21 protein-coding genes and 1 riboswitch are annotated in these 26,329 nt (G+C 74.1%); of the genes, 6 read left to right on the top strand and 15 right to left on the bottom strand.

Annotated elements, in window-relative coordinates; all coding sequences use genetic code 11:
* Positions 1-26: 26 nt before the first annotated feature.
* Together purH and purN are read right to left on the bottom strand one after the other, a co-directional pair.
* On the bottom strand, positions 27-1,769 hold the full coding sequence (gene purH, locus AC24FB_RS11425; protein ID WP_463653118.1) for a bifunctional phosphoribosylaminoimidazolecarboxamide formyltransferase/IMP cyclohydrolase: 1,743 nt from the start codon (positions 1,767-1,769) through the stop codon (positions 27-29).
* Between the two features lie 144 nt (positions 1,770-1,913).
* Positions 1,914-2,002: riboswitch (ZMP/ZTP riboswitch) on the bottom strand.
* Between the two features lie 4 nt (positions 2,003-2,006).
* Positions 2,007-2,630 (bottom strand): phosphoribosylglycinamide formyltransferase, encoded by a 624-nt coding sequence (gene purN, locus AC24FB_RS11420; protein WP_425713502.1) that lies wholly within the window; start codon positions 2,628-2,630, stop codon positions 2,007-2,009.
* Between the two features lie 40 nt (positions 2,631-2,670).
* Here purN and AC24FB_RS11415 point away from each other — a divergent pair, with 40 nt between their 5' ends.
* Complete coding sequence (locus tag AC24FB_RS11415) at positions 2,671-3,306, top strand: hypothetical protein (RefSeq protein ID WP_425713503.1); 636 nt, start codon at positions 2,671-2,673, stop codon at positions 3,304-3,306.
* A gap of 122 nt (positions 3,307-3,428) precedes the next feature.
* Positions 3,429-4,607, top strand: a complete 1,179-nt coding sequence (locus AC24FB_RS11410) for a cystathionine gamma-synthase (RefSeq protein WP_425713504.1) — start codon at positions 3,429-3,431, stop codon at positions 4,605-4,607.
* Positions 4,608-4,693: 86 nt separating this feature from the next.
* On the opposite strand, the gene AC24FB_RS11405 is transcribed toward AC24FB_RS11410, so the two are convergent.
* The 8 genes from AC24FB_RS11405 to AC24FB_RS11370 all read right to left on the bottom strand — a co-directional run bounded on the left by AC24FB_RS11405 (position 4,694) and on the right by AC24FB_RS11370 (position 16,417).
* On the bottom strand, positions 4,694-6,361 hold the full coding sequence (locus tag AC24FB_RS11405) for a cell division protein PerM (RefSeq protein WP_425713505.1): 1,668 nt from the start codon (positions 6,359-6,361) through the stop codon (positions 4,694-4,696).
* Between the two features lie 136 nt (positions 6,362-6,497).
* Positions 6,498-7,424, bottom strand: coding sequence for a succinate--CoA ligase subunit alpha (gene sucD / locus AC24FB_RS11400; protein WP_425713506.1), 927 nt, complete (start codon positions 7,422-7,424; stop codon positions 6,498-6,500).
* A 16-nt stretch (positions 7,425-7,440) separates the two neighbouring features.
* Positions 7,441-8,607, bottom strand: a complete 1,167-nt coding sequence (sucC, locus tag AC24FB_RS11395) for an ADP-forming succinate--CoA ligase subunit beta (RefSeq protein WP_425713507.1) — start codon at positions 8,605-8,607, stop codon at positions 7,441-7,443.
* A 183-nt stretch (positions 8,608-8,790) separates the two neighbouring features.
* Entirely contained in the window at positions 8,791-11,115 is a 2,325-nt protein-coding gene (locus AC24FB_RS11390; RefSeq protein ID WP_425713508.1) for an acyltransferase family protein, read from the bottom strand.
* A 220-nt stretch (positions 11,116-11,335) separates the two neighbouring features.
* Entirely contained in the window at positions 11,336-14,038 is a 2,703-nt protein-coding gene (locus AC24FB_RS11385; RefSeq protein ID WP_425713509.1) for a UvrD-helicase domain-containing protein, read from the bottom strand.
* 71 nt (positions 14,039-14,109) lie between these two features.
* Positions 14,110-14,697, bottom strand: a complete 588-nt coding sequence (locus AC24FB_RS11380; RefSeq protein ID WP_425713510.1) for a DUF4352 domain-containing protein — start codon at positions 14,695-14,697, stop codon at positions 14,110-14,112.
* Between the two features lie 29 nt (positions 14,698-14,726).
* On the bottom strand, positions 14,727-15,383 hold the full coding sequence (locus AC24FB_RS11375; protein ID WP_425713511.1) for a hypothetical protein: 657 nt from the start codon (positions 15,381-15,383) through the stop codon (positions 14,727-14,729).
* Positions 15,384-15,658: 275 nt separating this feature from the next.
* A complete protein-coding gene (locus AC24FB_RS11370; RefSeq protein WP_425713512.1) occupies positions 15,659-16,417 on the bottom strand; it encodes a DUF4352 domain-containing protein in 759 nt (252 codons plus the stop codon).
* Positions 16,418-16,577: 160 nt separating this feature from the next.
* On the opposite strand from AC24FB_RS11370, the gene AC24FB_RS11365 reads away from it, so the two are divergent.
* Both AC24FB_RS11365 and AC24FB_RS11360 read left to right on the top strand, forming a co-directional pair.
* Positions 16,578-17,954: a sensor histidine kinase gene (locus AC24FB_RS11365; protein WP_425713513.1), complete on the top strand. Its 1,377-nt coding sequence runs from the start codon at positions 16,578-16,580 to the stop codon at positions 17,952-17,954.
* 9 nt (positions 17,955-17,963) lie between these two features.
* Complete coding sequence (locus AC24FB_RS11360) at positions 17,964-18,623, top strand: response regulator (protein WP_425713514.1); 660 nt, start codon at positions 17,964-17,966, stop codon at positions 18,621-18,623.
* Between the two features lie 12 nt (positions 18,624-18,635).
* Here AC24FB_RS11360 and AC24FB_RS11355 read toward each other — a convergent pair whose 3' ends face one another.
* The 5 genes from AC24FB_RS11355 to AC24FB_RS11335 all read right to left on the bottom strand — a co-directional run bounded on the left by AC24FB_RS11355 (position 18,636) and on the right by AC24FB_RS11335 (position 22,606).
* Positions 18,636-19,454, bottom strand: coding sequence for a hypothetical protein (locus AC24FB_RS11355; RefSeq protein ID WP_425713515.1), 819 nt, complete (start codon positions 19,452-19,454; stop codon positions 18,636-18,638).
* Between the two features lie 66 nt (positions 19,455-19,520).
* Positions 19,521-19,994, bottom strand: a complete 474-nt coding sequence (locus tag AC24FB_RS11350; protein ID WP_425713516.1) for a DUF456 domain-containing protein — start codon at positions 19,992-19,994, stop codon at positions 19,521-19,523.
* A 63-nt stretch (positions 19,995-20,057) separates the two neighbouring features.
* Complete coding sequence (locus AC24FB_RS11345; RefSeq protein ID WP_425713517.1) at positions 20,058-20,405, bottom strand: hypothetical protein; 348 nt, start codon at positions 20,403-20,405, stop codon at positions 20,058-20,060.
* A gap of 126 nt (positions 20,406-20,531) precedes the next feature.
* Positions 20,532-22,136 (bottom strand): glutamine-hydrolyzing GMP synthase, encoded by a 1,605-nt coding sequence (gene guaA, locus AC24FB_RS11340; protein ID WP_425713518.1) that lies wholly within the window; start codon positions 22,134-22,136, stop codon positions 20,532-20,534.
* The gene (locus AC24FB_RS11335) at positions 22,133-22,606 is read right to left on the bottom strand and encodes a DUF3817 domain-containing protein (RefSeq protein WP_425713519.1); all 474 of its coding nucleotides are present in this window, start codon (positions 22,604-22,606) and stop codon (positions 22,133-22,135) included. Before AC24FB_RS11335 ends, guaA begins: the two co-directional genes overlap by 4 nt.
* A gap of 106 nt (positions 22,607-22,712) precedes the next feature.
* Here AC24FB_RS11335 and AC24FB_RS11330 point away from each other — a divergent pair, with 106 nt between their 5' ends.
* Together AC24FB_RS11330 and AC24FB_RS11325 are read left to right on the top strand one after the other, a co-directional pair.
* Entirely contained in the window at positions 22,713-24,584 is a 1,872-nt protein-coding gene (locus AC24FB_RS11330) for an ABC transporter transmembrane domain-containing protein (RefSeq protein ID WP_425713780.1), read from the top strand.
* Entirely contained in the window at positions 24,581-26,314 is a 1,734-nt protein-coding gene (locus AC24FB_RS11325; RefSeq protein WP_425713520.1) for an ABC transporter ATP-binding protein, read from the top strand. The genes AC24FB_RS11330 and AC24FB_RS11325 overlap by 4 nt, the downstream gene beginning before the upstream one ends.
* The last annotated feature ends 15 nt before the right edge of the window (positions 26,315-26,329 follow it).

Here is a 26,329-nt window from a genome sequence, read left to right as displayed (position 1 = left end):
CAATCTCGACGAGGGGACGTGCGTCGTCAGTGGGCGAAGTGGCGCGTGCCCGTGAGGTACATCGTCACGCCGGCGGCCTGGGCGGCCGCAGTCACCTCGTCGTCACGGATCGAGCCGCCCGGGTGGACCACCGCACGGACGCCGGCGTCGATGAGCACCTGCAGTCCGTCGGCGAACGGGAAGAACGCGTCCGACGCCGCGACCGAGCCGCGCGCACGCTCGGGCGTCGCCCCGGCCGCACCGTCCTCCGCACCGGCCTGCGCACCACCGGCGGACTCGACGTCGGAGCTCACCTCGACCCCGAGCGTGTTCGCCCGCTCGACCGCGAGACGGCACGAGTCGACGCGGTTGACCTGCCCCATGCCCACGCCGACCGTCGCGCCGGCGTCGGCGAGCAGCACGGCGTTCGATCGCACGGCCCGCACGGAGCGCCACGCGAACTCGAGGTCGGCAAGGGTCGCCTCGTCGGCGGGCTCCCCGGACACGTGGGTCCACCCCTCGATCGAGTCGCCGGGCGCGTCCACGGCGTCGCGGGCCTGGACGAGCGCCCCGCCGGTGATCGGCCGGATCTCGGTGCCGCCGCGCGGTTCGGGCGTCACGGTGAGCACGCGCAGGTTCTTGCGCCGGGCGAGCAGCTCGCGCGCCGCCTCCTCGACCTCGGTCGCCACGAGCACCTCGGTGAACACGCCCGCCATCGCCTCGGCCATCGCCGCGGTCACGGGCCGGTTCGCCGCGATGACGCCGCCGTAGGCGGAAACCGGGTCACAGGCGTGCGCGGCACGGTAGGCGGCCTCGACGCTCTCGCCGACCGCGATCCCGCACGGGTTGGCGTGCTTGATGATCGCCACGGCGGGCCGCTCGTGGTCGAGCGCGGCGCGCAGGGCGGCGTCGGCGTCGACGTAGTTGTTGTAGCTCATCGCCTTGCCCTGGAGCTGGGTGGCGCCGGCGATCCCGCCCTCGACGCCGGCGGCCGCGTAGAGCGCGGCCGCCTGGTGCGGGTTCTCGCCGTAGCGCAGGGTGGCGCGCCGCTCGAGACCGAGCCCGACGTAGGCGGGGGCCTGCGCGGCGGGGGCGTCGGCCTCGTACCCGGAGGTGGCCGTCTCGGCGTCGGCGGCCTGCTCGGCGAACCAGGTGGCCACGGCGGCGTCGTAGGCGGCGGTGTGGGCGAACGCCACGGCGGCGAGGGCGCGCCGCTCGGCGAACGTGAAGCCGCCCTCGGCGAGCGCCCGGGTCACCTCGCCGTACCGGTCCGGGTCGACCACGACCGCGACCGACGGGTGGTTCTTCGCCGCGGCCCGCACCATCGTGGGGCCCCCGATGTCGATCTGCTCCACGGCGTCGTCGTACCCGGCGCCGGAGGCGACGGTCTGCGCGAACGGGTAGAGGTTGACGACCACGAGGTCGAACGGCTCGATCCCCAGCTCGTCGAGCTGCTCGCGGTGGTCGGCGAGCCGCCGGTCCGCCAGCACGCCGGCGTGGACGTTGGGGTGGAGGGTCTTCACGCGCCCGTCGAGGCACTCGGGGAATCCCGTGACCTGCTCGACCGGGGTGACGGGGATGCCGGCCTCGGCGATGCGGGCAGCGGTCGACCCGGTCGAGACGATCTCGACGCCCGCCTCCGCCAGCGCCCCCGCGAGCTCGACCAGCCCGGTCTTGTCGTACACGGAGACCAGCGCGCGGCGCACGGCGTGGCGGTCGGCGGCGGCGCGGGTCGTGCGCTCGGGCCCGGCGCCGGGGGCGGTGTCCGCGGTCGGGGTCGCGTCGGCCACGGGACTGTCGGCTACGGGGCCGGCGGCTACGGGGCCATCGGCAGCGGGTCCGGCGGTTGCGGTGCCTGCAGCGGCGTCGGGGGTCGGCTGGGCGTTCACGGGGTCCTCCTCTTCTCGGCGGTCCCGGGCGCGGTGCGCACCCGGCCCCGGCGCCCAGGCGAGCGGCGCGGTGAGGGGTTCGTCGGCCGCTCCCCGGTGGTCACCCACCTCGTTCGCCAGTCGCGGCCGTCCCCGAGTCTACGCGGGCGGGACCGCCCCGTGCCGGGGGGTCGGCAGGCTGAGATCGCTGCGCGCGAGACGCGTGAGGACGTCGACGAGCATGGCCCGCTCCTCGACCTTGATCCGCTCGTGGAGGGTCTCCTCGGTATCGCCGTCCTCGATCCGGACGGCCCGCTGGTCGACGATCGGGCCGGTGTCCACCCCGGCGTCGACCACGTGGCACGTGCACCCGGTGACGCGCACGCCGTGGGCGAGGGCGTCGCGGACCCCGTGGGCGCCGGGGAAGGACGGCAGCAGCGCGGGGTGGGTGTTGAGGACGGGCCGCGCGCCGAGCACGGCGGGGCCGAGGATCTTCATGAAGCCTGCGCTCACGACGACGTCCGGCTCGTACGCGGCGATCTCGCCGGCGAGGTGGGCGTCCCAGGCGGCGCGGTCCGGGTGGTCACGGAGGGGGGCCACGAAGGTCGGGATCCCCGCGCGCCGAGCCCGCTCCTCGCCGAGCGTCCCGGTCCGGTCCGTCCCCACGCCGACGACGACGAACGGCGCGCCCGGTGCGGCGGCGTCGAGGACGGCCTGCAGGAGGGTCCCGGAGCCGGAGACGAGCACGAGGAGGCGGAGCGGGCGCGGGGGTGCGGAGGTCACGACGTCCAACGGTAGACGCCCGGCGGGTGACAATGACCGGGTGACGACGCCATCGAACGGACGGCAGCCCGCCCCGACGACGGACCCGGCGCCGCCGCGGAGCTCCGAGGAGGAGCGCGCGCACGAGCTCGGCCGGTGGTCGACGGCGGCCAGCGTGCTCGTCATCGGCAGCGCGCTGGGCACCCTGGTCGTCACCCGCTTCCCCGCGACGATCGGGCTGGGCGTGCTCGCGCTCCTCGGCGTGGCGGCGGCCGTGTACGCCCGCCGGTTCCGGGAGCCGAGGAGCGGTACGGACGCGCGGTCGAACCCGGCGGGCGCGCCGGCGGGCCGGACGACGGACCCCCGGGGCGGTGCCGGCGTCCCGGGAACGGGCGTGCCCGGCGTGCTGCCGCCGAGGCGGGGCGGGAGCAGCCCTCCCGGCAGGGGCACGAGCGAGGACGGCGGGTCGTCGGAGCGTCCCGCGGGTCCGACCCTCGCCCAGCGCCGCGAGCGCTCGCTCACGGTCACCGTCGTCATCGGCTCGATCATCGCCGCCCTCCACCTGGTCCCGGCGTTCGCCTGGAACATGCAGATGGAGAACCAGGAGTGCCTCGACGGCGCCGTGACGAACCAGGGCCGCGACGCCTGCGCGAACGAGCTCGACGACCAGCTGCGGGGCCTCCTCCCGACCGGTTGACCGGGGCCGACGCCCGCTCGCGTCGGCCCGCGTCGAGCCCTCCGTCAAGTCCCCGTCCCACGTCCCGGACACCGCGAGGCACGCGCACCGGTCCCCCGGCTCGCACCGTTAGCGTCGGGAGCATGACGCAGCCGAGCACACGCACCATCCACGCAGGTCAGTCCCCCGACGAGGCGACGGGGGCCGTGAGCAGACCGCTCCACCTCTCCTCGACCTTCCGGCACGACTCCGTCGGCGTGCTGCGGGCCGGCTTCGAGTACACCCGCACGGGCAACCCGACCCGGTCCGCGCTGCAGGACACGCTCGCCGAGCTCGAGGGCGGGCGGTCGGCACTGACGTTCGCGAGCGGGATGGCCGCCGAGGACGCCGTGCTGCGCGCGCTGACCGGGCCGGGCGCCCACGTGCTCCTCGGGGACGACGCGTACGCCGGCACCCACCGGCTGCTCGAGTCGACCTACGGCGCCTGGGGCGTCACGCTCGCCACCGTGGACCTCACGGACGTCGACGCGGTCCGCGCCTCCGTGACCGCGCAGGCGCCGACCGTCGTGTGGGTCGAGACGCCGAGCAACCCGCTGCTGCGGATCGTCGACGTCGCCGCCGTCGCCGAGATCGCCCACGCGGTCGGGGCCGTGGTCGTCGTCGACAACACGTTCGCCACGCCCTACCTGCAGCAGCCGATCACCCTCGGCGCGGACCTCGTCCTGCACTCGCTGACGAAGTACCTCGGCGGGCACTCCGACGTCGTCGGCGGCGCGGTGGTCCTGGCCGACGACCGGTGGCGAGAGTCGCTCGCCGACCTGCAGAACGACACCGGGACGGGCCTGGCCCCGTTCGACTCCTGGCTCGTCAGCCGCGGGATCAAGACCCTCGCGGTGCGCATGGACCGGCACTGTACGAACGCCGCCAGGGTGGCTGACGCCCTGACGGCCCACGACCTCGTCACCGAGGTCGCCTACCCCGGCCTCGCCACGCACCCGGGGCACGACGTCGCCGCCCGCCAGATGAGCGGCTTCGGCGGCATGGTCTCGGTCCGCCTGCGCGACGCCGAGACCGCGCGTACCTTCGTCGAGTCCACCGAGCTGTTCACCCTCGCCGAGTCGCTCGGCGGGGTCGAGTCCCTCATCGAGCACCCCGCGACCATGACCCACCTCGCCGCCGTCGGCACGCCGCTGCAGGTGCCCGACGACCTCGTGCGCATCTCGGTGGGCATCGAGGATGCCGGGGACCTCGTCGACGACCTCCACGCCGCGCTCGACCTCGCGCGCAGCGCCACCGGGACGCGGGTCACCGGCCGCGCCTGATCAGGTCCCCGGGCCTGACGAAGGGCCCGTACCGGGCGAGACAGGTCCGGACCGACGACGACGCCGGCACGCGAGGGGCGCCCGGGTCAGCCGGCGGTGCCGCTCGCGGTCGCGCCGTGCCCGTACGCGCGGCGCGTCGGCGTCGCGCTGGCCATCGACCCGGTGGCCGACCAGCGGCCGGAGCGGGACGCGTTCCCCTGGGCCGCCGACGCTGTGCGGGTGGCGGTCGCGCCGGAGCCCGTGCCCGTGCGCGTGCCGCTCTTCGCGCTACCCGCTCCCGTCGAGCCGGCGGCAGTGCCCGCGCCCGTGCCGCCCTTTGCACTGCCCGCGCCCTTCGCACCGCTCGTTGCCGTGCCACCCGTTGTCCCGGTCGCGCCCGACTCTCCTGCCGCACCAGCGCGCGCACCACCGCCACTCGCGCCTCCACCGGGCGTGTCGTCGCCCGACGCGGCGGTGCCAGGCCTCGAACCGCGCGTGTCGTCGTCGGAGGGTGTGTCGTCGTCGGGCGCCTCGTCCGTGGTCCCGTCGGTGCGCTCGAGGCGCTCCCGGACCGAGCCCACTCCCCCGGCCAGCGCGGTGCGGGTGCGGGGGTGGAGGAGGGTGGCGACGAGGACGGCGCCGAGCGCGACCTCCCCGGTGACGAGGCCGGCGAGGACGAGGGCGTCCGGCCCGAGGTCCGCCATGCGACCCGAGCCGATGGCGCCGGCCGACACGAGGCCCGCCAGCAGCGTCGCGACGCCGACGAGGAGGGCAGCACCGAGCGCGGAGGCGACGGCGTCGAGCAGGCGGTGCGCGTGCCCGGGACGGCACATCCACCAGGCCCCGACCGCACCGGCGAGGACGACGAGCAGGGTGGGCCAGATCCCCAGCGGGGACGGGGACTCCGGCAGGGCTCCGAGCAGCGGGATCGCCGGGACCGCGCCCAGCTCGACGCCCCCGTGGCCGACCGCCGTCCCGGTGCCCACGGCGAACCCGGGCCCGGCGACGTAGGCGAACGCCCACACGCCGAGTGTCGGAAGGTAGGCGAGCTGGCCGAGGACGAGGACGGTTCCGCCGACGATCCCGGCGTCGTAGCTCTCGTGCAGGGCGAGGACCCGGTCCGCGTGCAGCGCGATCGCGGCGACGGCGGCGGCGAGCCCGACGACGACGAGCACGGCCAGCGTGGCACCCGCCCCGCGCAGCGCCCGCACACCGACGAGTCCCGCACGGTGGGTGAACCGGTCGCTCGGGGCGCCGGCCGCGTCGTCCTCGATGAGGTCCCGGGTCCGCGCGCCGGTCCGCCACCAGGACCAGGCGCAGCCCGCGGCCGCGACGACGGCGGACCCGACGGCGAGCCGCACGTGGTCGACCGCGAACGGCGAGAGCAGGCTGACGAGCTGGACGAGCACGACGTACCCGAGCGCGACCACCACGTGCGCACCGCCGCGGAGGACGTGCCGGCGGGCGGTGCCCATGACGAGGGCGGCGAGCACGGCACTGAGCCCGAGCGGGACGAGGGAGAGCGAGCCGGCCGGGGCGCCGTGGCCGAGCAACCAGGCGGCGGAACCGATGCCGAGCCCGGACTGCCACGTGCTGTCCCCGAGCGCCGGCGAGGCGGCGGTGGCGACGTACGCGGCGATCGCGGGGACCACGCAGACGAGCCAGCCGAGCAGCGCGGCCTCGAGCGCGGCGACGAGCGCGCGCAGCCAGCCCTCGGGCAGGAGCGAGGCGCGGGCGGCACCGGTCGCCTCGGGTCGGGTCGTCGTGGCGGTCATCGGAGCCATGGTCGCGCCGATCGCCCCCGGCGAGCGGGAGCCACGCCCAGGTGTCGGCGCTCACCACGGCGCGACCCCGCAGACGACGCACGCCCCCGACGACCACGGAGGTCGCCGGGGGCGTGCGTCGGAAAGGTCAGGCCTTCGCCGCGAGGATCTCCTTCGCGAGGTTTGCCGTCTCGGTGGGGGTCTTGCCCACGCGGACGCCGGCGGCCTCGAGGGCCTCCTTCTTGGCGGACGCGGTGCCGGCGGAGCCGGAGACGATCGCGCCGGCGTGGCCCATCGTCTTGCCCTCGGGGGCGGTGAAGCCCGCGACGTAGCCGACGACCGGCTTGGTGACGTTCTCCTTGATGAAGGCCGCCGCGCGCTCCTCGGCGTCGCCGCCGATCTCGCCGATCATGACGATGAGGTCGGTGTCCGGGTCGGCCTCGAACTCGCGGAGCGCGTCGATGTGGGTGGTGCCGATGACCGGGTCGCCGCCGATGCCGATGGCGGTGGAGAAGCCGATGTCGGACAGCTCGTACATCATCTGGTAGGTCAGCGTGCCGGACTTCGAGACCAGGCCGATGCGGCCGGGGCCTGTGATGTCCGGGGGCGTGATGCCGACGTTGGACTGGCCGGGCGTGATGATGCCGGGGCAGTTCGGGCCGATGAGGCGCACGCCCTTGGACTGGGCGTAGGTGAAGAACTCCGCCGAGTCCTTGACCGGGATGCCCTCGGTGATGATGACGACCAGCTCGACGCCGGCGTCGACGGCCTCGACGACGGCGCCCTTGGCGAACTTCGGCGGGACGAAGATGATCGACACGTTCGCGCCGGTGGCCTCCTTGGCCTCGGCGACCGTGCCGAACACGGGGACGGAGACGGCCCCGCCGGTGCGCTCCTCGGCGCCCGGGCCGACCGGCGTCACGTCGAAGTCGACGGTCGTGCCCGCCTTGCGGGGGTTGGTCCCGCCGACGACGTTCGTGCCGGCGGCGAGCATGCGGCCGGTGTGCTTGGTGCCCTCGGAGCCCGTGATGCCCTGGACGATGACCTTGGACTCGCGGTTGAGAAAGATCGACATGTGTGGGTCCCGTTCCTTACTTCGCAGCCGCGAGCTCGGCGGCCTTCGCCGCTCCGCCGTCCATGGTGTCCGCCTGGGTGACCAGGGGGTGGTTGGCCTCGGCGAGGATCGCCCGGCCCTCCTCGACGTTGTTGCCGTCGAGCCGCACGACGAGCGGCTTGGTCGCCTGGTCGCCGATGATCTCGAGCGCCTGCACGATGCCGCGGGCGACCTCGTCGCAGGCGGTGATGCCGCCGAAGACGTTGACGAACACCGAGCGGACCTGCGTATCGCCGAGGATGACGTCGAGGCCGTCGGCCATGACCTGCGCCGAGGCGCCGCCGCCGATGTCGAGGAAGTTCGCGGGGCCGACCCCGTGCGCCTCGCCCGCGTAGGCGACGACGTCGAGCGTGGACATCACGAGGCCCGCGCCGTTGCCGATGATGCCGACCGAGCCGTCGAGCTTGACGTAGTTGAGCCCCTTGGCCTTGGCCTTGGCCTCGAGGGGGTCCTCCGACGCCGCGTCGACCAGCGCCTCGTGGTCCTCGTGCCGGAAGGAGGCGTTGTCGTCGAGCGAGACCTTGCCGTCGAGGGCGATGATCTCGCCCTCCGGGGTGCGCACGAGGGGGTTGACCTCGACGAGCGTGGCGTCCTCCTCGCGGTAGACGGTCCACAGCTTCTGGATCGCGTCGGCCACCTTCGGGGCCACGTCCGCGTCGAACCCGGCGGCGGCGACGATCTCGTCGGCCTTGGCCTGGTCGATGCCGACGATCGGGTCGACGGGCACGCGGGCGAGGGCCTCCGGGCGCTCGACGGCGAGCTGCTCGATCTCCATGCCGCCCTCGACGGAGCACATCGCGAGGTAGCGGCGCTCGGAACGGTCGAGGAGGACGGAGAAGTAGTACTCGGTGTCGATGTCGGCACCGGCGGCGACGAGCACCTTGCGGGCGGTGTGGCCCTTGATGTCCATGCCGAGGATGGCCTGGGCGTGCTGCTCGGCCTCGTCCGCGGAGCGGGCGAGCTTGACGCCGCCGGCCTTGCCGCGGCCGCCGATCTTCACCTGCGCCTTGATGACCGCGAGCTCGCCTCCGAGCTGCTCGTACGCGGCACGCGCCTCGGCCGGGGTCGAGGCGACGATGCCCGGCAGCACGGGGACACCGTGCTTCTCGAACATGTCGCGCGCCTGATACTCGAAGAGGTCCACCCGATGGTTCCTTCCCTCGCTCATTGGCGGTGTCTCGGCTCCGGGACACCGCTCGGAGCCTAGCGCGGGACGAAGGTCCCTCCCGGGCCGTCTCACCGTGTGCCAGGCCACGTTCGACGCCGGTTTCCCGCCGTTTCTCGCGGTCGTGGCCGAGTCTTGGCACGCCCGTGGCGGGGTGTTGTGCTACCCCTGGCCGTGGCGTGCGGCGAGCTCCTCGAAGGCGGCGGTCAGGGTGTGCGTGTACTCGTGCGCCCCGTCGATGTCCGGGTGGATGTTGTCCGCCTGGAGCGCCCCGGGGTTGGCGGACGCGGTCGCGTTCCAGTCGGCGATCGCCACGTTGTCGCGCCCCTCGGCGAGGCGCTCGAGCTCGGCGTTGGCCTCGGGGATCCACGACGACGATCCGTAGAGGTTGACGAGGACGACCGGTCGGTCCGGGCCGAGCGAGTCGAGGATCCGCTCGGGGATGCTGGGGTCGGGCACGCCGCCGTTGGTGCCGTAGTGGATGACGACGGCGCGGCGCACGGAGTCGGTCGCGAACGCGGCCTCGACGGCGGCCTCGCCCTGCGGCCACTGGTCGTTCGACAGCGCGCTGACGTGAACGCCCGGGTAGTAGTACTCGAGCGCGTCGAGGGTCGTGACGACCATGGAGTCGCCGAACACGGACAGCTCGTCGCCCGTGGGGACGGAGAAGTCGGCGTCGGTCTCGATCGGGTCCTCGTCGCCGGGGGCCTCCTCCGACGGCGTCTCCTCGCCCTCGGGAGGCGTCTCACCCTCGCCGGGCTCCTCGCCGGGAGCGCCCTCGGAGGATCCCTCGCCCTCGGGGGGCGGGTCGCCCTCGGCGGGCGCGTCGTCGGAGGGGCTCTCCCCCTCCCCGCCCTGGGCGTCCTCGGCGGCGGCGAGCTCCTCGGCGCGCTGCTGGGCGAGGCGCTCCTCGTTGGTCGCGATCTGCTCGGCGGTGTCCGTCTGCTCGGGGGCCGTGGCGACGGCGACCCCGGTGCCGGCCACGAGCAGGAGACCGAGCGCGCCGGCGATCCGGGCGGGGGCGGTGAACGAGGGGCGCATGCCGGTGACGGCGGCCAGCCAGCCGCGCAGGGTCGCGCGGATCCCGTTGCGCCGGACCGGCTGCTCGAGCCACTCGTAGGAGGCGGCCGAGACGCCGAGGGTGACGACGAGCGCGGCGAGCCGGAGCACGGTGCGGGCGGCCGACCCCTCGGCGGTGGGCACGAGGGCGTCGAGGATGATGACGACCGGCCAGTGCCACAGGTAGATGCCGTAGGAGCGCTCGCCGAGCCAGCGCAGCGGGGCCAGCTCCATCACGCGGGTGAACCAGGTGCGCGGGCCGAGCAGGGCGGCCACGAGCACGGCGCCGGCGAGCGAGGCCGCGAACAGGCCGCCGCGGAAGGTCCACACCGACTCGAAGGGCACGAGGGTCGAGAGCAGGAGGAGGGCGGCGAGGCCCGCGAGCGGGACGAACGGGCGGGCCCGCTGCCAGGCGGGCGTCGTCAGCGGGCCGCGCGAGTCCTGGGCGACGAACGCCAGCGCGATGCCGAGCATGAGCCCGAACAGGTGGGTGTCGGTCCCGTAGTAGACGCGGGTCGGGTCGGCGCCCGGCGTGACGAGGACGGCCATGAGGACGGCCGAGAGCACCGCGACGACGATCGCGATGAGGGCCAGCGCCCGCGGCGCCCGGACGAGCTTGACGAGCGGCAGGGCGAGCAGCGGCCACAGCAGGTAGAACTGCTCCTCGACGGCGAGGGACCAGAAGTTGACGAAGAGCTGCGGAGCGGTCTGGTCGGCGTAGGAGGAGCCGGCGGCGATCTCGAGCCAGTTCGACGAGAACGTCAGGGCACCGAGGACCTGCCGCCCGATGTTGACCATGAGGTCGCGCTCGACCAGGGCCGCGACCGGCACGGTGACGACGACGACGAGCGCGAGCGCCGGCAGCAGGCGTCTCGCGCGCCTGCGCCAGAACCCGGGCAGGTCGATGCGGCCCGAGCGCCCGATCTCGCGCAGCAGCAGGGTCGTGATGAGGAACCCGGACAGCACAAAGAACAGGTCGACGCCGATGAACCCGCCCGGGGCGAGCACCGGGAAGAGGTGGAAGACGAGCACGGCCCCGACGGCGAGCGCCCGGACGCCGTCGAGCCCGGGGATGCGCCCCGACCGGACGATGTCCTTGGCGGAGGTGCCGCCGCGGGGCGGGGCCTGGTCGGAGGTGCCGGCTGAGCGCCCGGAGGTGCCGGTCGAGCGATCGGAGTGACCGCCGGTGCGCTCGGAGCGTGACGGCGACGCCTGGCGGGAGCGGGACGGTTCACGGCTGCCGGCCGGTGCGTGCGTGCGAGTCGAACCGCCGGTGCGGGGCGACCTCTCACCGGGGGTCTCCCGGCCGGAGCGGCCGGACGCCCCGGGCCCCGGAGCGAGCGGACCGCCGGCGAACGGGGACCCGGAGCGCGCGGTGGGGCCGCGTCGTGCGCCGGACCCCCCGTCCGGCCCGTGACGGCCGTCCATCGCTCCTCCACCAGTCGCTCGCTGTCCCGGCCGTGCCGGAACCACGTCTTGAGCGCACACGCTATGACCACGTTCCGACACCGAACAGGTCGACGCGCGGACAGACGTCCCCGATCGGCCGACCCCGCGCACCACTGTTCCCGCACGTCACATGCGCACCACAGGCACCTCACGCTCCGTCGCCCGCACCCCGGGCCGGAGCATCGGCGGCTGCGTTCCGTCAGAGCTTGGTGACCGGCGCGTAGCGCAGGAGGAGCCGCTTGACCTGTCCCCCGCCGAAGTCGACCTTGGCGACGGCGGACGGGCCGGGGTTCTCGAGGCTGACGACGGTGCCGAGCCCGTACGCGTCGTGGGTGACCCGGTCGCCCGGACTGAGGTCGGGCACCTCGACGTCGGCCCGCGGGGTGGCGGACCCGAACCGGGCCTCGCCGTCCTTGCGCACGTTCTCACCCGGCTTCCACGGTCCCTTCGGCGCCCCGCCGCGCGGCACCGACCGCGGTTCGGCCCGGGAGACGCGTACGCCCGACGCCCACGTGCGGCCGTCGGCGCCCCGGCCGGAGCCGCGGATCGCGTCGGTCGAGGACTGCTCGCGCCGCCACTCGACGAGCTCGGGCGGGATGTCGGAGACGAACCGCGACTCCGGCATCTCCTGGGGCAGTCCGAACGCGGTGCGCACGGCGGCGCGCGAGAGGTAGAGCCGCTCGCGGGCGCGGGTGAGCGCGACGTAGGCGAGCCGGCGCTCCTCGGCGATCTGGTCGGACTCCCCCAGGGAGCGCTGGTGAGGGAAGGTGCCGTCCTCGAGGCCGGTGACGAACACGACCGGGAACTCGAGCCCCTTGGCGGTGTGGACGGTCATGAGGGTGACGACGCCCTCGTCCCCGGCGCGCCCGGGGATCTGATCGGCGTCGGCCACGAGCGCGACCCGCTCGAGGAAGTCCCCCAGGGTGGCTTCCGGGTCGGCCTCGGCGAACTCCTGCGCCACGGCGTGGAGCTCGGCGAGGTTCTCCACGCGGCTCGCGTCCTGCGGGTCCTCCGAGGCGCGCAGCTCGGCGAGGTAGCCGGACCGGTCGAGCGCGGCGTCGAGGATCTCCGCCGTCGTCGACCCGTTCTCGGCGAGCTCGCGCAGACCGCTCATCAGCTCGTGGAAGCCGGCCACCGCGGTGCGGCTGCGGGTGGCCAGTCCGAGGACCTCGGGGGTCGACCGGCCGTCGACGACCTCCCCCACGGTGCCGGCGGCGTCGGCGATCGCCTGGCCGAACGAGACGCGCTCGCGGGCCGCGTGCCGCTCGAGCGCCTCCTCCGCCTTGGTCCCGAGGCCGCGCCGCGGGACGTTGATGATGCGCCGGAGGTTCGCCTCGTCGTCGGGATTCGCGACCGCGCGCAGGTAGGCGACGGCATCCTTGATCTCGCGGCGCTCGTAGAACCGCGTGCCCCCGACGACGACGTACGGCACCCCGGCGCGGACGAGCACCTCCTCGAGCGCCCGCGACTGGGCGTTGGTGCGGTAGAAGATCGCCATGTCGCCGTAGCGCATGCGGCGCTCGCCGGGACCGGGACCACCCGTGGTCGCGGACTCGTCGTCCCGCAGGCGGTCGATCTCCTCGACGACGAACCGCGCCTCCTCGTGCTCGCTGTCCGCCACGTAGCCGACGATCCGCGGCCCCGACCCGGAGTCGGTCCACAGGTTCTTCGGCCGCCGGCCCGGGTTCGGCGTGATGACGGCGTTGGCGGCGGTGAGGATGTTCTGTGTCGAGCGGTAGTTCTGCTCGAGCAGGATGGTGCGGGCCTGCGGGTAGTCGGCCTCGAACTCGAGGATGTTGCGGATCGTGGCGCCGCGGAAGGCGTAGATCGACTGGTCGGCGTCGCCCACCACCGTGAGCTCGGCCGGTGGGACCGCCGCCCCGGGACCCATGGGCGCCGTCGCCTCCTCCGTGCCGCCGGAGAGCTCGCGCACGAGGACGTACTGGGCGTGGTTGGTGTCCTGGTACTCGTCGACGAGGACGTGCCGGAACCGGCGGTGGTAGTGCTCGGCGATCGCGGGGAACGCCTGGAGGAGATGGACCGTGCGCATGATGAGGTCGTCGAAGTCCATCGCGCTGGCCTGGCGCAGCCGGGCGTCGTAGCCGCGGTAGACCTGGGAGACGATCTCGTCGAGCTCCTGGCCCGAGCCCATGACGGTGGCCGCGTGGTCGTCCGGGTCGACGAGCTCGTTCTTCAGGTCGGAGATCTTGCGGGCGAGCAGCTTGGCAGGGAAGCGCTTGAGCTCGACGTCGAGCTCCTTGGCCACGAGCGTGATGAGCCGCTGGCTGTCGGCGGAGTCGTAGATGGAGAACGACGAGCGCATGCCGAGCGCCTCGTGCTCGCGGCGCAGGATCCGCACGCACGCGGAGTGGAAGGTCGAGACCCACATCCGCTGGGCGGAGGAGCCGACGAGGTCCTCGACGCGCTCGCGCATCTCGGCGGCGGCCTTGTTCGTGAACGTGATCGCGAGGATCTCCCCCGGGCGGGAGCGGCCCGTGGCGAGCAGGTGCGCGACGCGGTGCGTGAGGACGCGGGTCTTGCCCGAGCCGGCGCCGGCGACGATGAGCAGCGGAGCGCCCGCGTGCGTGACCGCCTCGCGCTGCTGCGGGTTGAGGCCGACGAGCAGGGACTCGGCGCGCTCCTCGTCGCTCCCACGTGCGGCGGCGCGCGCGGCGTCGCGCTCCGCCCGGCTGGGCAGCTGCGCGCCCGAGCCGGCGCCCGGCAGCCCGGCGAACGGGTCGGCCTGGGTGGGCAGCAAGTCCGAGGGGCCCGCGTCCTCCTCGGGCGGCGGCTGGGCGGGCACCCAGCCGTCCTCGTCCGGGCGCGGGGCAAGGGTCGCGGGCAGGGCAGTGGTGCGGCCCGGGCGCGCGGGGAGGTCGAGTCCGTCGAACAGGGTGCTCATCGTCGGTCCAGGGTAGTTGGCCGGGCCGACACTCGAGAGCGAGGCTGTGGACGAGAGCGCAGTGGGCCTCTCTACGGCTCCGTGAGCGCCACTAGTTGCTCACCGGTCAGCGGGTCGCCCCACTCGGTCCCGCCGACGAGGCGGACGTGGTCGAGCGGCCCGAGGTGCCCGGCATCGAACACGAGCACGCGGCGGACCTCCTGCCCGGGATTGACGTGGAGGGACGGCGGCATGGCCCGGTCGCCGGCGACGACCCCAGCGAGCCCGGGCCCGTCGAGCCAGTCGAGCTCGGTCGTCGTGTCCCAGCGTCCCTCGTGGTCCACGAGCACGCTGTTGACGAGTCCGATCTCGTGCGGGTCGTCCGTCGGGTTGCTGATCGCGACGGTGACGAGCTCGACGTCGCGTGCGTACGACCCGGTGCTCTCCTCCGCGAACAGGTCGCTCACCGTCATCGAGAAGTTGTCGTCCTCAGTCTCGACGACCCGCACGTCGAGCTCGCCCACCCGGACGGTGTCCCCCACACCGGGTCCGTCGCCCTCGACCGTGTCGAACCGCCCGGGAAGGTCGTTCGATCCCCCGACCAGGACGAGCGCCTGGACGACGGCGATTGCGAGCAGGACCGCGGCGACGATCGACAGCCCCTTCTGGGTTCGCGTCATGGTGACTCGTCCTCTCGTCGTCCGGGTGGTCATCGCAGCTCCACGAGGACGTCGCCGACACCCGACGTCGTGGTCTCGTCGGGGACCCAGAGGCGCTCGGGCACGGCGTCCACGGGGATGTCGAGGACGAGTCGTCCGCTCGTCCGGGCGTCGCCCGCGAGGAAGACGCGGTCCTCCAGCAACCAGGAGTGCTCCTGCCACAGCTCCTCGGTCGTGTCCACCCCGTGACGCCTGCCCTGGTCGTCGACGACCCTCAACCGCTCCGTGTCGAGCTGGACCGTGGAGCCCTCCCTGTCGTTCTCGAGGACGAGGTCGAGGATGACGAGCTGGCCGTCGGGCTCGCCGAGGCCCGCAGGCACGTCGGCACCGACCTCGACGTCGTCGACGCGCAGCGTGCCGTTCGAGCGCACGTCCTCTCCCGCCGCGGAGATGCGCCCCCCGACGGGGATCCGCTCACCGAGCGCCACGGTCTCGGCATCGTCGTCGGGCGCCTGGCCGGACGCCGGCAACCGACGTCCGTCGAACCAGAGATAGACGTTGGCGGCGACCATCGCGACGACGAGAAGGACGAGCAGACGCGTCCAGGTCGAGCCCCCGCCCCGGATCCCGCTCAAACCCTTCGTCGGTACCGCGTCTCCGGCATCGCTCGCACGACGGTTCGCCGCCGCCTCGTCCGTGTCGCTCATCATCGCCTCCCCCGGTCGTCGTCGCCCCTCGGGCCGTCCCTCGCACGGATACTTCCATCACACCGTCCGGGACCACGGCGTCCAGGGCGGGAACTTCTGCCTGGTGCCATCTGCCCCGGTCGGGAACAGGCCGGACGACGACCAGCGGCCCGACGACGGACCGGGTGGGGTTCGTCGTCGGGCCGCAGTGATGCCCGGGAGCCGCGCGCCGGGGGTCGCACGATCCCGGGGCCCGACCCGCGCCGGGGAGGGTCGCGGGCCGGGCGATCAGGGGGTCAGCGCAGGCGGATGTCGACGTCGTCGGAGAACAGGCCCGCGGAGACCTGGAGGAGGTCGGCCTCAGCGTCGGCCGGGATGTCGAACAGCAGCGCGCCGTCGGCGGTGTTGCCCGGGTTGATGTCCGTGATCAGCCAGGACGACGACTCGTCGAGGTAGATCGACGCCGACGACGTCTCGTGCTGCCGGCCCTCGGTGTCGACGAGCACGGCGTCCTGCTCGAAGAAGGTGGCCGCGCTGTCGCCGGTGTTCGTCATCGTCACCTGGACGAGCACGAACTGGCCCTGGGCCTGCTCGCCGAGGTACTCGTCGCCGACCGACGCGATGCCGGGCTCGACCTCGGTGACGGTGACGTCGAGGTCACCGACCTGGACGGGCATGCCGACCTGCGCGCCGGCGGCCTCCTCGGCCGGCGCCTCCTCGACGACGGCCTCCTCGGCGGCGGGCTGCTCCTCCGCCGGTACCTCGGTCGTGGCGGGGGCCGAGCCCTCGGGGGCCTCGGGTGCTGCGGAGGTGGAGTCTGCGGCCGCGTCGGCCGAGGTGTCCTCCTCGCCGCCGCCCGCGATGCCGGCGACGGCCGCGACACCCACGATGCCGAGCGCGCCGGTGAGGATCTTGTGCCGCGCGACCCAGGGGCGCGCCGCCTTCTGCATCCGCTTCTGGACCTTGAGCTCCTTCTTGCTCATCGGCGCCGCGGGCGTGCCGTAGGGGTTCGGCGCGGCGGGGCCGCCGGTCTCGGGGGTGTGCTGCGTGGTCATGATGTCCTCCGGTGGGGGCTGAGCGGTACGGGTGAAGACTCGCCCGCCGGCCCTGCCTGCCGGATCCCCCGACCGGTCCGGCTCCCCTCCTCCGATCGGTCGGCCCTGCCGGACCGTCCGGAGGGGGTCGGCGTCGGCGCCTGCGGCGACAATGTCCGCCATGCCCATGTCGAACGCCGCCGGACGGTCTGCCGCGAGCGCCGGACCGGCCGGCCGTGCTGGCGCGTCGCGGCGCGACGTCGTCGGTCGTCGTGTGCTGCGCCCGGCACGCGGGCTCGTGCTCGGCGTGGTCCTGGCGGTCGTCGCCCTGATGGACCTCATCTACACGCCGTGGGTGCGGGACTGGATGGAGGAGGACCCGGACACGGTCGCCGGCTGGAAGGTCGGCGTGCTGATGGCGCTCATGTTCGGGGCGATGCTGCACGGCCTGGTGCTGCGCGCCCGAGCCCGTCGGCCGACGGCGACGCTCGTGGTGGTGACGGCGATCGCCCTCGTGCTGCCGTTCTCCCCGCTCGCCGCGCTCGTCGTCCTCTCGAGCCACCTGTCCCACCGCCGGCTCGACCGCCCGGTGCTCGCCTGCTCGGTCGTCGCACTGGCGACCGTGGTCTGCACGTGGCGGGACCTGCTCGGGCAGACGACGTGGACCTCGTGGGTACGGGTGATGCTCGCGAGCTCACCGTCGGACCATGCACCGGCCCCGGCGCCGTGGCCGGGTGTCGCACTCTTCGTGGCGCTCGCCGTCGGGTCGGCGATCGGGATCGGCCTGCTGCGTCGCTCACGGGCGGACGCCCGACGGGCCCGCGCCGCCGCCGAGGCCGCCCGCAGCGCCGCGCAGCAGGCACGGACCGCCGAGACCGACGCGCGCCGCGAGCGCGACGACGCCGTGACCACCGCGTCCCGCACGGCCGAGCGCGAGCAGGTCGCCCGGGAGATCCACGACGGGATCGGGCACCGGCTCTCCCTGCTCAGCCTCGAGGCCGGCGCGCTCCAGCTCGAGGTGCAGGACGACCCCCGCCTGGCGGAGTCGGCGGCCCGCGTCCGCTCGCAGGCCGCTGCCGCCACGGAGGACCTCCGCTCGCTGGTCGGCATGCTCCGCGAGCCCACCCCCGAGCCGGTCGTCACGCTCGACCACCTGCAGACCGTGCTCGACGAGTCCGCCGACGCCGGGCAGCTCCTCTCGGCCACCGTGCGGATCGACGACGGCGCGTCCGCCCCCGCCACGCTCGCCCGCGCGGTGCACCGCATCACCACCGAGATCATGACGAACGCGCGCAAGCACGCCCCGGGTGAGATCCTCCGCCTGCGCGTCACCGGTGGTCCGGGGCACGGGGTCGAGATCGAGGGCGCGAACCGCGTGCCGGCCCCGGCGGCCTCGCCGGGCGAGTGGCACGCGGACGGCAGCTCCTCCGGCCTGGTCGGCATCGTCGAGCGCGCCGAGCTGCTCGGTGGATCCGTCCGGTACGGGGTCGACGGCGACCGCTTCCGGGTGACCGTCCACCTCCCGTGGCCGGTGAACGATGTCGGGGGCCGCTCCTAGACTGCTCGGGTGTCCCCGCCGGTCCGCGTGCTCGTCGACGACGACCCGATGGTGCGCACCCTCGTGCGACGGATCATCGGGACGGACCCGACGCTCGAGGTGGTCGGGGAGGCGACCGACGGCGCTGCGGCGCTCGACGAGGTCATCGCGCACCACCCGGACGTCGTCCTCATGGACCTGACGATGCCCGGGACGGACGGCGTGGCCGCCACCCGTGCGATCCGCGCACGGCCATCGCCGCCGGCGGTCCTCGTCCTCACCACGTGGGACCTGGACACCAGTGTCGACGCGGCACTGCAGGCCGGCGCCGACGGCTACCTCCTCAAGACGGCCGAGCCGGCGGAGATCCTTGCCTCGGTCCACGCGGTGGCCGCCGGGCACGGGGCGATCTCGCCGAGCGTCCAGCCGGGCGTGCTCCGGCGGATCCGCGACGCCGGTGGCGACCGACGCAGGGAGGCGCGCGCGGCGTTGGCGACCCTGACGGGTCGCGAGCTCGAGGTGGCCCTGCTCGTGGCCCGCGGGGACGGCAACGCCGAGATCGCGCGCAGGCTGCACCTCGGCGAGACGACCGTGAAGTCGCACCTCAGCAGCGTGCAGGCCAAGCTCGGAGCGACGAACCGCACCCAGGTGGCCGTCGTCGTCGACCGTGCGGAACCCGAGGCCCGGTAGACGAGCGACCGTCTAGTGCTCCCGGAGGAATACCGCCGTGCCGTCGTCGACGAACCCGATCGACAGCCGCACCGGACCGCTGCGCTCGCCACCCGAGACGTCGAGGTCGAGCTGGTCGAGCGGCACCTCGGAGACCTCGATCCGGGGCTCGTCGCACGCGGGCGGTTCCGTCCCCGTGACCTCGTCGCACACGTACGCCGAACCCGCGGGTGCGTCCGTGGTGACGAGGACGCCGTCGACGACGAGCCCGAGGTTCGGCTCCGCGATCTCGAGGGCGTCCGTGACGGTCCATGTCTCGCGCGGCGCGGGAGCCCCGGACGGCGTCTCGTTCTGCTCGATCACGTCGACGTAGGCGACCGTGTCCTCGTCGACGACCTCGACAACGATGACGACGCCTCCCCACCGCACGCCCGACGCCTCGAACAGGTTGAGGTCGTCGAGCGGAGCACCGGTCAGCTCGAGGATCGCCGGCGAGCAGACGGGCGGGTACGTCTCCCCGACGACATCGCACAGCTCGGCGCGTTCGTCCTCGACCAGTGCCGCGTCGACGACCACCACGTCGCCGGGCTGTGCCGTCTCTGCGACCGTGCGCGCGGGCACGGGCGGACCCGTCGGGCCCTCACCACCGTGCGGCTCGGTCACGGTCGGCGACTCCGCCGTGGCGGTGCCGGCAGACGGCACGTCGCCCGGTGTCGTCGTCCCGTCGTCTCCGGACGATCCGCACGCGGCGAGTGCGGGCACGAGCAGGAGCGACACCAGCCCGGCCCGGGCGCGGGCATGTGCTCGGCCCCCGTCCACGTGCTTCCCGCCGCGCCGTCCGTCGCCCGTCATGCCTGACAGCCTCCCACCTGGTGCCGTCCGCGGGAGGTCTCGTGACAGACCGATGCCCACTCGGGACTACCGCACGATCCATCCCACGACGAACGCCCCGACGGCGACCATCGCATCCGCGAGCTCGATGAGGATCGTCAGCCCGGCAGCCTCGAGCGCCCGGACGGTCGCCGGCCATGCGCGCGCGGCGCTTCGGGCGCGGCCGAGCTCGATGAGGAACACGGCGCCGACGAAGAAGAGGAACATCCCGACCACCGGGACGACGAAGAAGCCGACGACCCCGGCGATCGCCGCGATCACGAGCGTCGAGCTCTTGACCCCGCCGCGTTCCATGTATCGCGCCGCGAGGACGTACTTGAGCACCATCGCCACGACCATGGCGACGACGGCGACGATCGCCACCGTCCAGCCGAGCGTCCCGCCCTGGTACCAGCCCCAGATCGCCACGGCGCCGGCCACGATCGTGCCGCCGGGGAAGACCTGGCTGACGACACCCGCCAGCCCGACGACGATCGCGAGGATCGTGAGCAGCTCGGCCATGGTCGCGCTCCTGCCTCGAGGACGCGCGCCGGTCGGCCGCGCGGCTCAGATCGTACGCAGGGGTCAGTTCCAGAGCACCGCGACAGCGACGTTGACGACGATGAGGCCCGCGAGCGTGGGGATCATCGGCGACCCCTTCTTGCCGGCCTTGCGGTCGCGGTCGCCGAGGAACGCGACGACGGTCGCGCCGATCGCGACGAGCGCCTTGACGCCGATCTTCATGTGGTTGACGTCGCCGTCACCCATCTCGGCCATGCCGACGAGCAGGATGCCGGCCACGAGGGCCGTGAGCACGCCGTGGGTCGCCCCCTTGGGGAGCTCGCCGCCGCGCATGCCCGCGATCGCCATGCCGAGGGCCATCGCCCAGCCGAGGAGGTGGATGACGAGGAGGATGCCGGTGACGATGTCCATGCATCCAGATTATCTGTCACCGTGTCAGAACGGTCGGCCGGGCCCGGAGAGGTCACTCACGTCGGCCGAGGTCGGAGCACTGCCCGACGACGAACGACGCGCGTGACGCCGGGCACCCGCCCGGCGTCACTCCCACTCGATGGTGCCCGGGGGCTTCGACGTGACGTCGAGGACCACCCGGTTGACCTCCGGGACGGAGTTGGTGATGCGGGTCGAGATGCGGGCGAGGACGTCGTAGGGCACGCGCGACCAGTCGGCGGTCATCGCGTCCTCGCTCGTCACGGGGCGCAGCACGATCGGGTGTCCGTACGTGCGGCCGTCGCCCTGGACACCCACCGAGCGGACGTCGGCGAGGAGCACGACCGGGCACTGCCAGATCGACTCGTCGAGTCCGGCGGCGGTGAGCTCCTCGCGGGCGACGAGGTCGGCGGCGCGCAGGATGTCGAGGCGCTCGCGGGTCACCTCGCCGACGATCCGGATACCGAGCCCGGGCCCGGGGAAGGGCTGGCGGGACACGATGGCCTCGGGGACGCCGAGCTCGCGGCCGACGGCCCGGACCTCGTCCTTGAACAGCAGGCGGAGCGGCTCGACGAGCTCGAACGTCATGTCCTCCGGCAGCCCGCCGACGTTGTGGTGCGACTTGATGGTGGCCGCACCCTCGCCGCCGCCTGACTCGACGACGTCCGGGTAGAGCGTGCCCTGGACGAGGAACTTCACCTCGGCCCCACCGTGCCCCGCCTCGGCGACGATCGACGCGGCCGCCTCCTCGAAGGTGCGGATGAACTCCCGGCCGATGATCTTGCGCTTCTGCTCTGGGTCGGTGACGCCGGCGAGCGCCTCGAGGAACGTCTCCGAGGCGTCGACGACCCGCAGGTCGACGCCGGTCGCGGCGACGAAGTCGCGCTCGACCTGCTCGGCCTCGCCGGAGCGCAGCAGCCCGTGGTCGACGAACACGCAGGTCAGCTGGTCGCCGACGGCGCGCTGGACGAGCGCCGCGGCCACGGAGGAGTCGACGCCGCCGGAGAGGCCGCAGATGACGCGGGAGTCGCCGACCTGGGCGCGGATCGCCTCGACCTGCTCGGCGAGGACGGAGGCGGGCGTCCAGTCGGCGTCGACGCGGGCACCCTCGCGCAGGAAGCGGGTGAGCAGGGTCTGCCCGTGCTCGGTGTGGTGGACCTCGGGGTGCCACTGGACGCCGTAGAGCCGGCGTTCCCGGTCCTCGAAGGCCGCGACGGGCGCCCCGGTCGAGGTCGCGAGGACCTCGAAGCCGGCGGGAGCCTGCGACACGGCGTCGCCGTGGGACATCCACACGGTCTGGACGTCGTCCGAGCCGTCGAGCAGGGTCGAGCCCTCGCGCTCCTCGGCGACGCGCACGATCGTGCCGCCGTACTCGCGCTCGCCGGTCCGGTCGACGGTGCCACCGAGCGCCTGGGCCATCGCCTGGAATCCGTAGCAGATCCCGAGGACCGGGACCCCGGCGTCGAACAGCGCGGGGTCGACCCCCGGGGCGCCGTCGGCGTACACCGAGGACGGGCCGCCGGAGAGGATGATCGCCGCGGGCTCCTTGGCGAGCATGTCGTCGACCGAGGCGGTGTGGGGCACCACCTCGGACAGGACGTTCGCCTCGCGTACGCGCCGCGCGATGAGCTGGGCGTACTGGGCGCCGAAGTCGACGACGAGGACCGGGCGGTGGTTCGTGGTGCCGGCGGTGTCCGGCGCGTCCGTGCTCACCGGCCCAGGGTAGTCCGACGCTCGGCGACCACCCGGGCACGTCCCGTGACGGCGGGCAGGTCGGCCTCGACCCAGCCGTGCGCCTTGCGCTCGAGGACGAAGGACAGGACGGGGACGACGCCGGCGGCCACGAGGGCGACCACCCGGCCGAGTCCCCAGCGCATGACCGACCAGAGATTGAGCACGGTGGCCGCGTAGACGACGTAGATCCAGCCGTGCAGGATCGCCACCCACGCACCCATGACGGGCCGAGCGGTCCACCACTTCGTCTCGTCCTCGTAGCCGGCGACGCCGAACACGTACTTGAGCACCATCTCGGCGGTGAGCACGAGCAGCATGACGCCCGTGACGAACGCCATCGCGCGGTACCAGCCGAACGCGCGGTGTGCCCTGGTCTCGGCGGCCTGCGCGGCCGCCTGACCGGCGGCTCGCGCCTCGGCCGAGGTGGTGGTGGGACCGGTCTCCGACATGGGCCCATTGTCCCCCGGACCTGGGTCGGTGCGGGTGAGTCGGCCGTCACCCCAAATCCGATGGCCGGTGTCGGGGGCGCGGCGTAGCGTCCCGGGGGTGCTGACCATGCCCATCGACCACCCCGGGACGCCGCCGCTGACCTCCGCGAACGCGCTCCTGCTGTGGCTCGCACGCAGGCAGCGGCTCACCCTCGTGATCGCGGTCCTGTTCGGCGTGGCACGCAACCTCTCGACGGCGGCGATCCCGCTCGTGCTCGGCCGCGCGCTGGACGCCGGGCTCACCGACGGCCTCTCGGCGGCGACCTGGTGGGGCGCGGGAGCGGTCCTGCTCGTCGGCGTCGCCGCGACCCTCACCTCCGCCTACGGGCACCTGTTCGAGACCCTCGCGTGGGTCTACGGCACGTTCCACACGGGGCGTCTCGTCGGCCACCACGTCACGCGGATCGGCCCGAACGTCACGCGCCGTGCCGCGACCGGCGAGGTGGTCGCGACCATCACGAACGACACGTTCCACATCGGCAACGTCTTCGAGATGGCCCAGCGGTTCGTCGGTTCCCTCGCGGGCGTCCTGTTCGTGGCGCTGGTGCTCCTGCGGTCCTCGGTCGTGCTCGGCGTCGTCGTGCTCGTCGGCATGCCGCTCGTCTCGGTGCTCGTCGCGCTGCTCGTCCGCCCGCTCCAGACCCGGCAGCGCGTCCAGCGCGAGGCCCAGGGCCGCCTCGGCGCTCTCGCGACCGACACGGTGGCGGGCCTGCGGGTCCTGCGCGGCATCGGCGGCGAGGACGTCTTCACCGACCGGTACGCCACCCGCTCCCAGGAGGTGCGGGCGGCCGGGGTCTCGGTGGCGACGATCGCCGCCTCGATGCGCGGTCTCCAGGTCCTCCTGCCGGGCCTGTTCGTCGCGTTCGTCGTCTGGTTCGGCGCGCACCTCGCGCTGTCCGGCGAGATGTCGCCGGGCGACCTCGTGGCCCTGTTCGGCTACACCACCTACCTGGCGGCCCCGCTCCAGGCGTTCACCCAGTTCATCCAGCTCCTCGTCCGCGCGCGGGTGGGCGCCGACAAGGTCATCCGGGTCGTCGGTACGGGGCCGTCGGCCGGCACCCTCGCCGAGTCGGAGGCCGCGGACGAGCGCCCGTGGCCCGCGCCGGCGACCACGGGGGCGCGCCTCGTGGACCCGACGTCGGGCTTCGTCGCCGAGGCGGGCACGTTCGTCGCCGTCGTGTCCGACCCGCCCGAGGACGCGAACGCGCTCGCCGCGCGCCTCGGCCGGCTGCTCGACCCGGAGCGGTCCGACCTCGGTCTCGTCGACCCCGCGCTGGTCCCGGACGCGAGCGAGCCCCTGCCCGGACCCGACCGGCCCGACGCCGACCGGCCAGGCACCGACCGCTCCCCCGCCACCCTCGACGGCACGCCGGTCGACCGGCTGCCGGTGGCCGAGGTGCGCGAGCGCGTCGTCGTCGCCGGTTCGACCCCCGAGCTGTTCGCCGGCACGCTGCGCGAGACGCTCGACGTCCGCGACCGGGGCGACGACGACGAGCTGCTCGGCGCCCTCGCCGCCGCCGACGCCCAGGACGTCCTCGACTCCGTCGGCGGCACGCTCGACGGCGAGATCGCCGAGAAGGGCCGTTCCCTGTCCGGCGGCCAGCGCCAGCGCGTGGCCCTGGCGCGCGCCCTGCTGACCGAGGCACCGGCGCTCGTCCTCGTCGAGCCCACCTCGGCGGTCGACGCCCACACCGAGGCGCGGATCTCCGCCACCCTCGCCGCCCGGCGGGCCGGACGCACCACCGTGGTGGTCACCACCTCGCCGCTCGTGCTCGAGCACGCCGACTCCGTCGCGTTCCTCGACGGCGGCCGGGTCACCGCGCACGCCCCGCACACCGAGCTGGCCCGCCGGGCGCACGAGGGCGACCCCGCGGCCCGCCGCTACCGGTCCGTCGTCACGCGGACCACGGCCGACGACGAGCAGGAGGCCGTGCGATGAGGCTGCCCGTCGCGGACACGCGCACGACCACCCGGCAGGGGCTCGCGTTCCTCAAGGGACACGCCGGCCAGCTCGCCGTCGTCGTCCTCGTCCAGTCGCTCGCGGCCGTCGCCGCCCTGGCGATGCCGTGGCTCCTCGGCCGGCTCGTCGACTCGGTCGCCACCGGGACGACGGCCGCCGAGGTGGACCGGACCGCGCTCTGGCTGGTCGCGGCCGTGGTCGCGCAGACCCTGCTCGCGGCCTGGGCCCACCGGGCCTCCCTCGTGCTGGGCGAGCAGCTGTTCGCCGAGCTGCGCGAGGACTTCCTCCGCACGGTCACCCACCTGCCGCTGTCGACCGTCGAGCGCGCCGGGACCGGCGACCTGCTCGGCCGCACGACGAACGACATCGACCGCGTGCAGTGGGTGCTGCGCTTCGGCATCCCTGCACTCCTCGTCGGCGCCACGACGGTCGCCCTCACCTACGGCGCCGCGTTCCTCGTCGACTGGCAGGTGGCGATCGGGCTGCTCGTCGGGCTGCCCCTGCTGTGGTGGAGCGCCCGCCGATACCTGCGCAAGGCCATGCCCGCCTACCTCGCGGACTCCGCCGCCTTCGCGGACATCAACGGCGTCGTCACCGAGAACGTCGAGCAGGCCGGCACGGTCGACGCCCTGAGCCTGGGGCGGCAGCGCCGGCGCCGCTCGGACGGCGCGATGGCCGACGCGTGGCACTGGGAGGTCGTGACGATCTGGCTGCGCGTGCACCTGTTCCGCAGCCTCGAGCTCAGCTTCGTCCTCCCGCTGGGCGCCGTCGTCGTGTGGGGCGCGTTCCTCATCGAGAACGACCTCGCGTCGATCGGCGCGGTCACCACGGTGGCGCTCTACGCGATGCAGGTGCGGGCGCCGTTCACCGAGCTCCTCATGTGGATCGACGAGCTCCAGGTGGCCGCGGCCTCCCTCGCCCGGATCTTCGGGATCTCCCTCGTCGAGCCCGACCGCACCGCCCGTGACGAGCGGCCGCGCGGCGCCGAGCTCACCGCCCGCGGCGTGCGGTACGCCTACGTCGAGGGCAAGGACGTCCTGCACGGGATCGACCTCGACCTGCGCCCCGGCGAGCGCCTCGCGATCGTCGGCCCGTCGGGGGCCGGCAAGTCGACCTTCGGCCGCATGCTCGCCGGCATCCACCCGCCCACCGGCGGCTCCGTCACGGTCGGTGGCGTGCGCCTCGTCGACCTGCCCGAGGAGGAGCTGCGCCGCCAGGTCGCCCTCGTCACGCAGGAGCACCACGTGTTCGTCGGGACGCTCGCGGACAACCTGCGCCTTGCGGACGCGGGTGTCGACGACGCCGGGATGCGCCGGGCGCTCGACGCCGTCGACGCGCTCGACTGGGTCGACCGCCTCGAGGACGGCCTGCAGACCGAGGTCGGCTCCGGCTCGCTCGAGCTGACGCCGGCGCAGGCGCAGCAGCTCGCGCTCGCGCGGCTCGTCCTGCTCGACCCGCACACGCTCGTCCTCGACGAGGCGACCTCGCTGCTCGACCCGCGCGCCGCCCGGCACCTCGAGCGGTCGCTGTCGAACGTGCTCGCCGGACGCACGGTGGTCGCGATCGCGCACCGCCTGCACACGGCGCACGACGCCGACCGGGTCGCCGTCGTCGAGGGCGGGCGGATCGTCGAGCTCGGCTCGCACGACGAGCTGGTCGCCGCGGGCGGCGAGTACGCGGCCCTGTGGGCGAGCTGGCAGCAGGACTGAGCAGGAGCCGTCCCG

The organism is Georgenia sp. Z1344 (assembly GCF_057652375.1).
Note: the sequence above shows the minus strand (reverse complement) of the source record. Positions and strands in the feature narration are given on the sequence as shown.

Excerpts from the sequence above, each read along its gene's own strand:
- AC24FB_RS11410 (WP_425713504.1), top strand. The coding sequence starts at position 3,429 with ATGACGCAGCCGAGCACACGCACCATCCACGCAGGTCAGTCCCCCGAC.
- AC24FB_RS11405 (WP_425713505.1), bottom strand. The coding sequence starts at position 6,361 with ATGACCGCCACGACGACCCGACCCGAGGCGACCGGTGCCGCCCGCGCC.
- sucD (WP_425713506.1), bottom strand. The coding sequence starts at position 7,424 with ATGTCGATCTTTCTCAACCGCGAGTCCAAGGTCATCGTCCAGGGCATC.
- AC24FB_RS11390 (WP_425713508.1), bottom strand. The coding sequence starts at position 11,115 with ATGGACGGCCGTCACGGGCCGGACGGGGGGTCCGGCGCACGACGCGGC.
- AC24FB_RS11385 (WP_425713509.1), bottom strand. The coding sequence starts at position 14,038 with ATGAGCACCCTGTTCGACGGACTCGACCTCCCCGCGCGCCCGGGCCGC.
- AC24FB_RS11380 (WP_425713510.1), bottom strand. The coding sequence starts at position 14,697 with ATGACGCGAACCCAGAAGGGGCTGTCGATCGTCGCCGCGGTCCTGCTC.
- AC24FB_RS11375 (WP_425713511.1), bottom strand. The coding sequence starts at position 15,383 with ATGAGCGACACGGACGAGGCGGCGGCGAACCGTCGTGCGAGCGATGCC.
- AC24FB_RS11370 (WP_425713512.1), bottom strand. The coding sequence starts at position 16,417 with ATGACCACGCAGCACACCCCCGAGACCGGCGGCCCCGCCGCGCCGAAC.
- AC24FB_RS11365 (WP_425713513.1), top strand. The coding sequence starts at position 16,578 with ATGCCCATGTCGAACGCCGCCGGACGGTCTGCCGCGAGCGCCGGACCG.
- AC24FB_RS11355 (WP_425713515.1), bottom strand. The coding sequence starts at position 19,454 with ATGACGGGCGACGGACGGCGCGGCGGGAAGCACGTGGACGGGGGCCGA.
- AC24FB_RS11350 (WP_425713516.1), bottom strand. The coding sequence starts at position 19,994 with ATGGCCGAGCTGCTCACGATCCTCGCGATCGTCGTCGGGCTGGCGGGT.
- AC24FB_RS11345 (WP_425713517.1), bottom strand. The coding sequence starts at position 20,405 with ATGGACATCGTCACCGGCATCCTCCTCGTCATCCACCTCCTCGGCTGG.
- AC24FB_RS11335 (WP_425713519.1), bottom strand. The coding sequence starts at position 22,606 with ATGTCGGAGACCGGTCCCACCACCACCTCGGCCGAGGCGCGAGCCGCC.
- AC24FB_RS11330 (WP_425713780.1), top strand. The coding sequence starts at position 22,713 with ATGCCCATCGACCACCCCGGGACGCCGCCGCTGACCTCCGCGAACGCG.
- AC24FB_RS11325 (WP_425713520.1), top strand. The coding sequence starts at position 24,581 with ATGAGGCTGCCCGTCGCGGACACGCGCACGACCACCCGGCAGGGGCTC.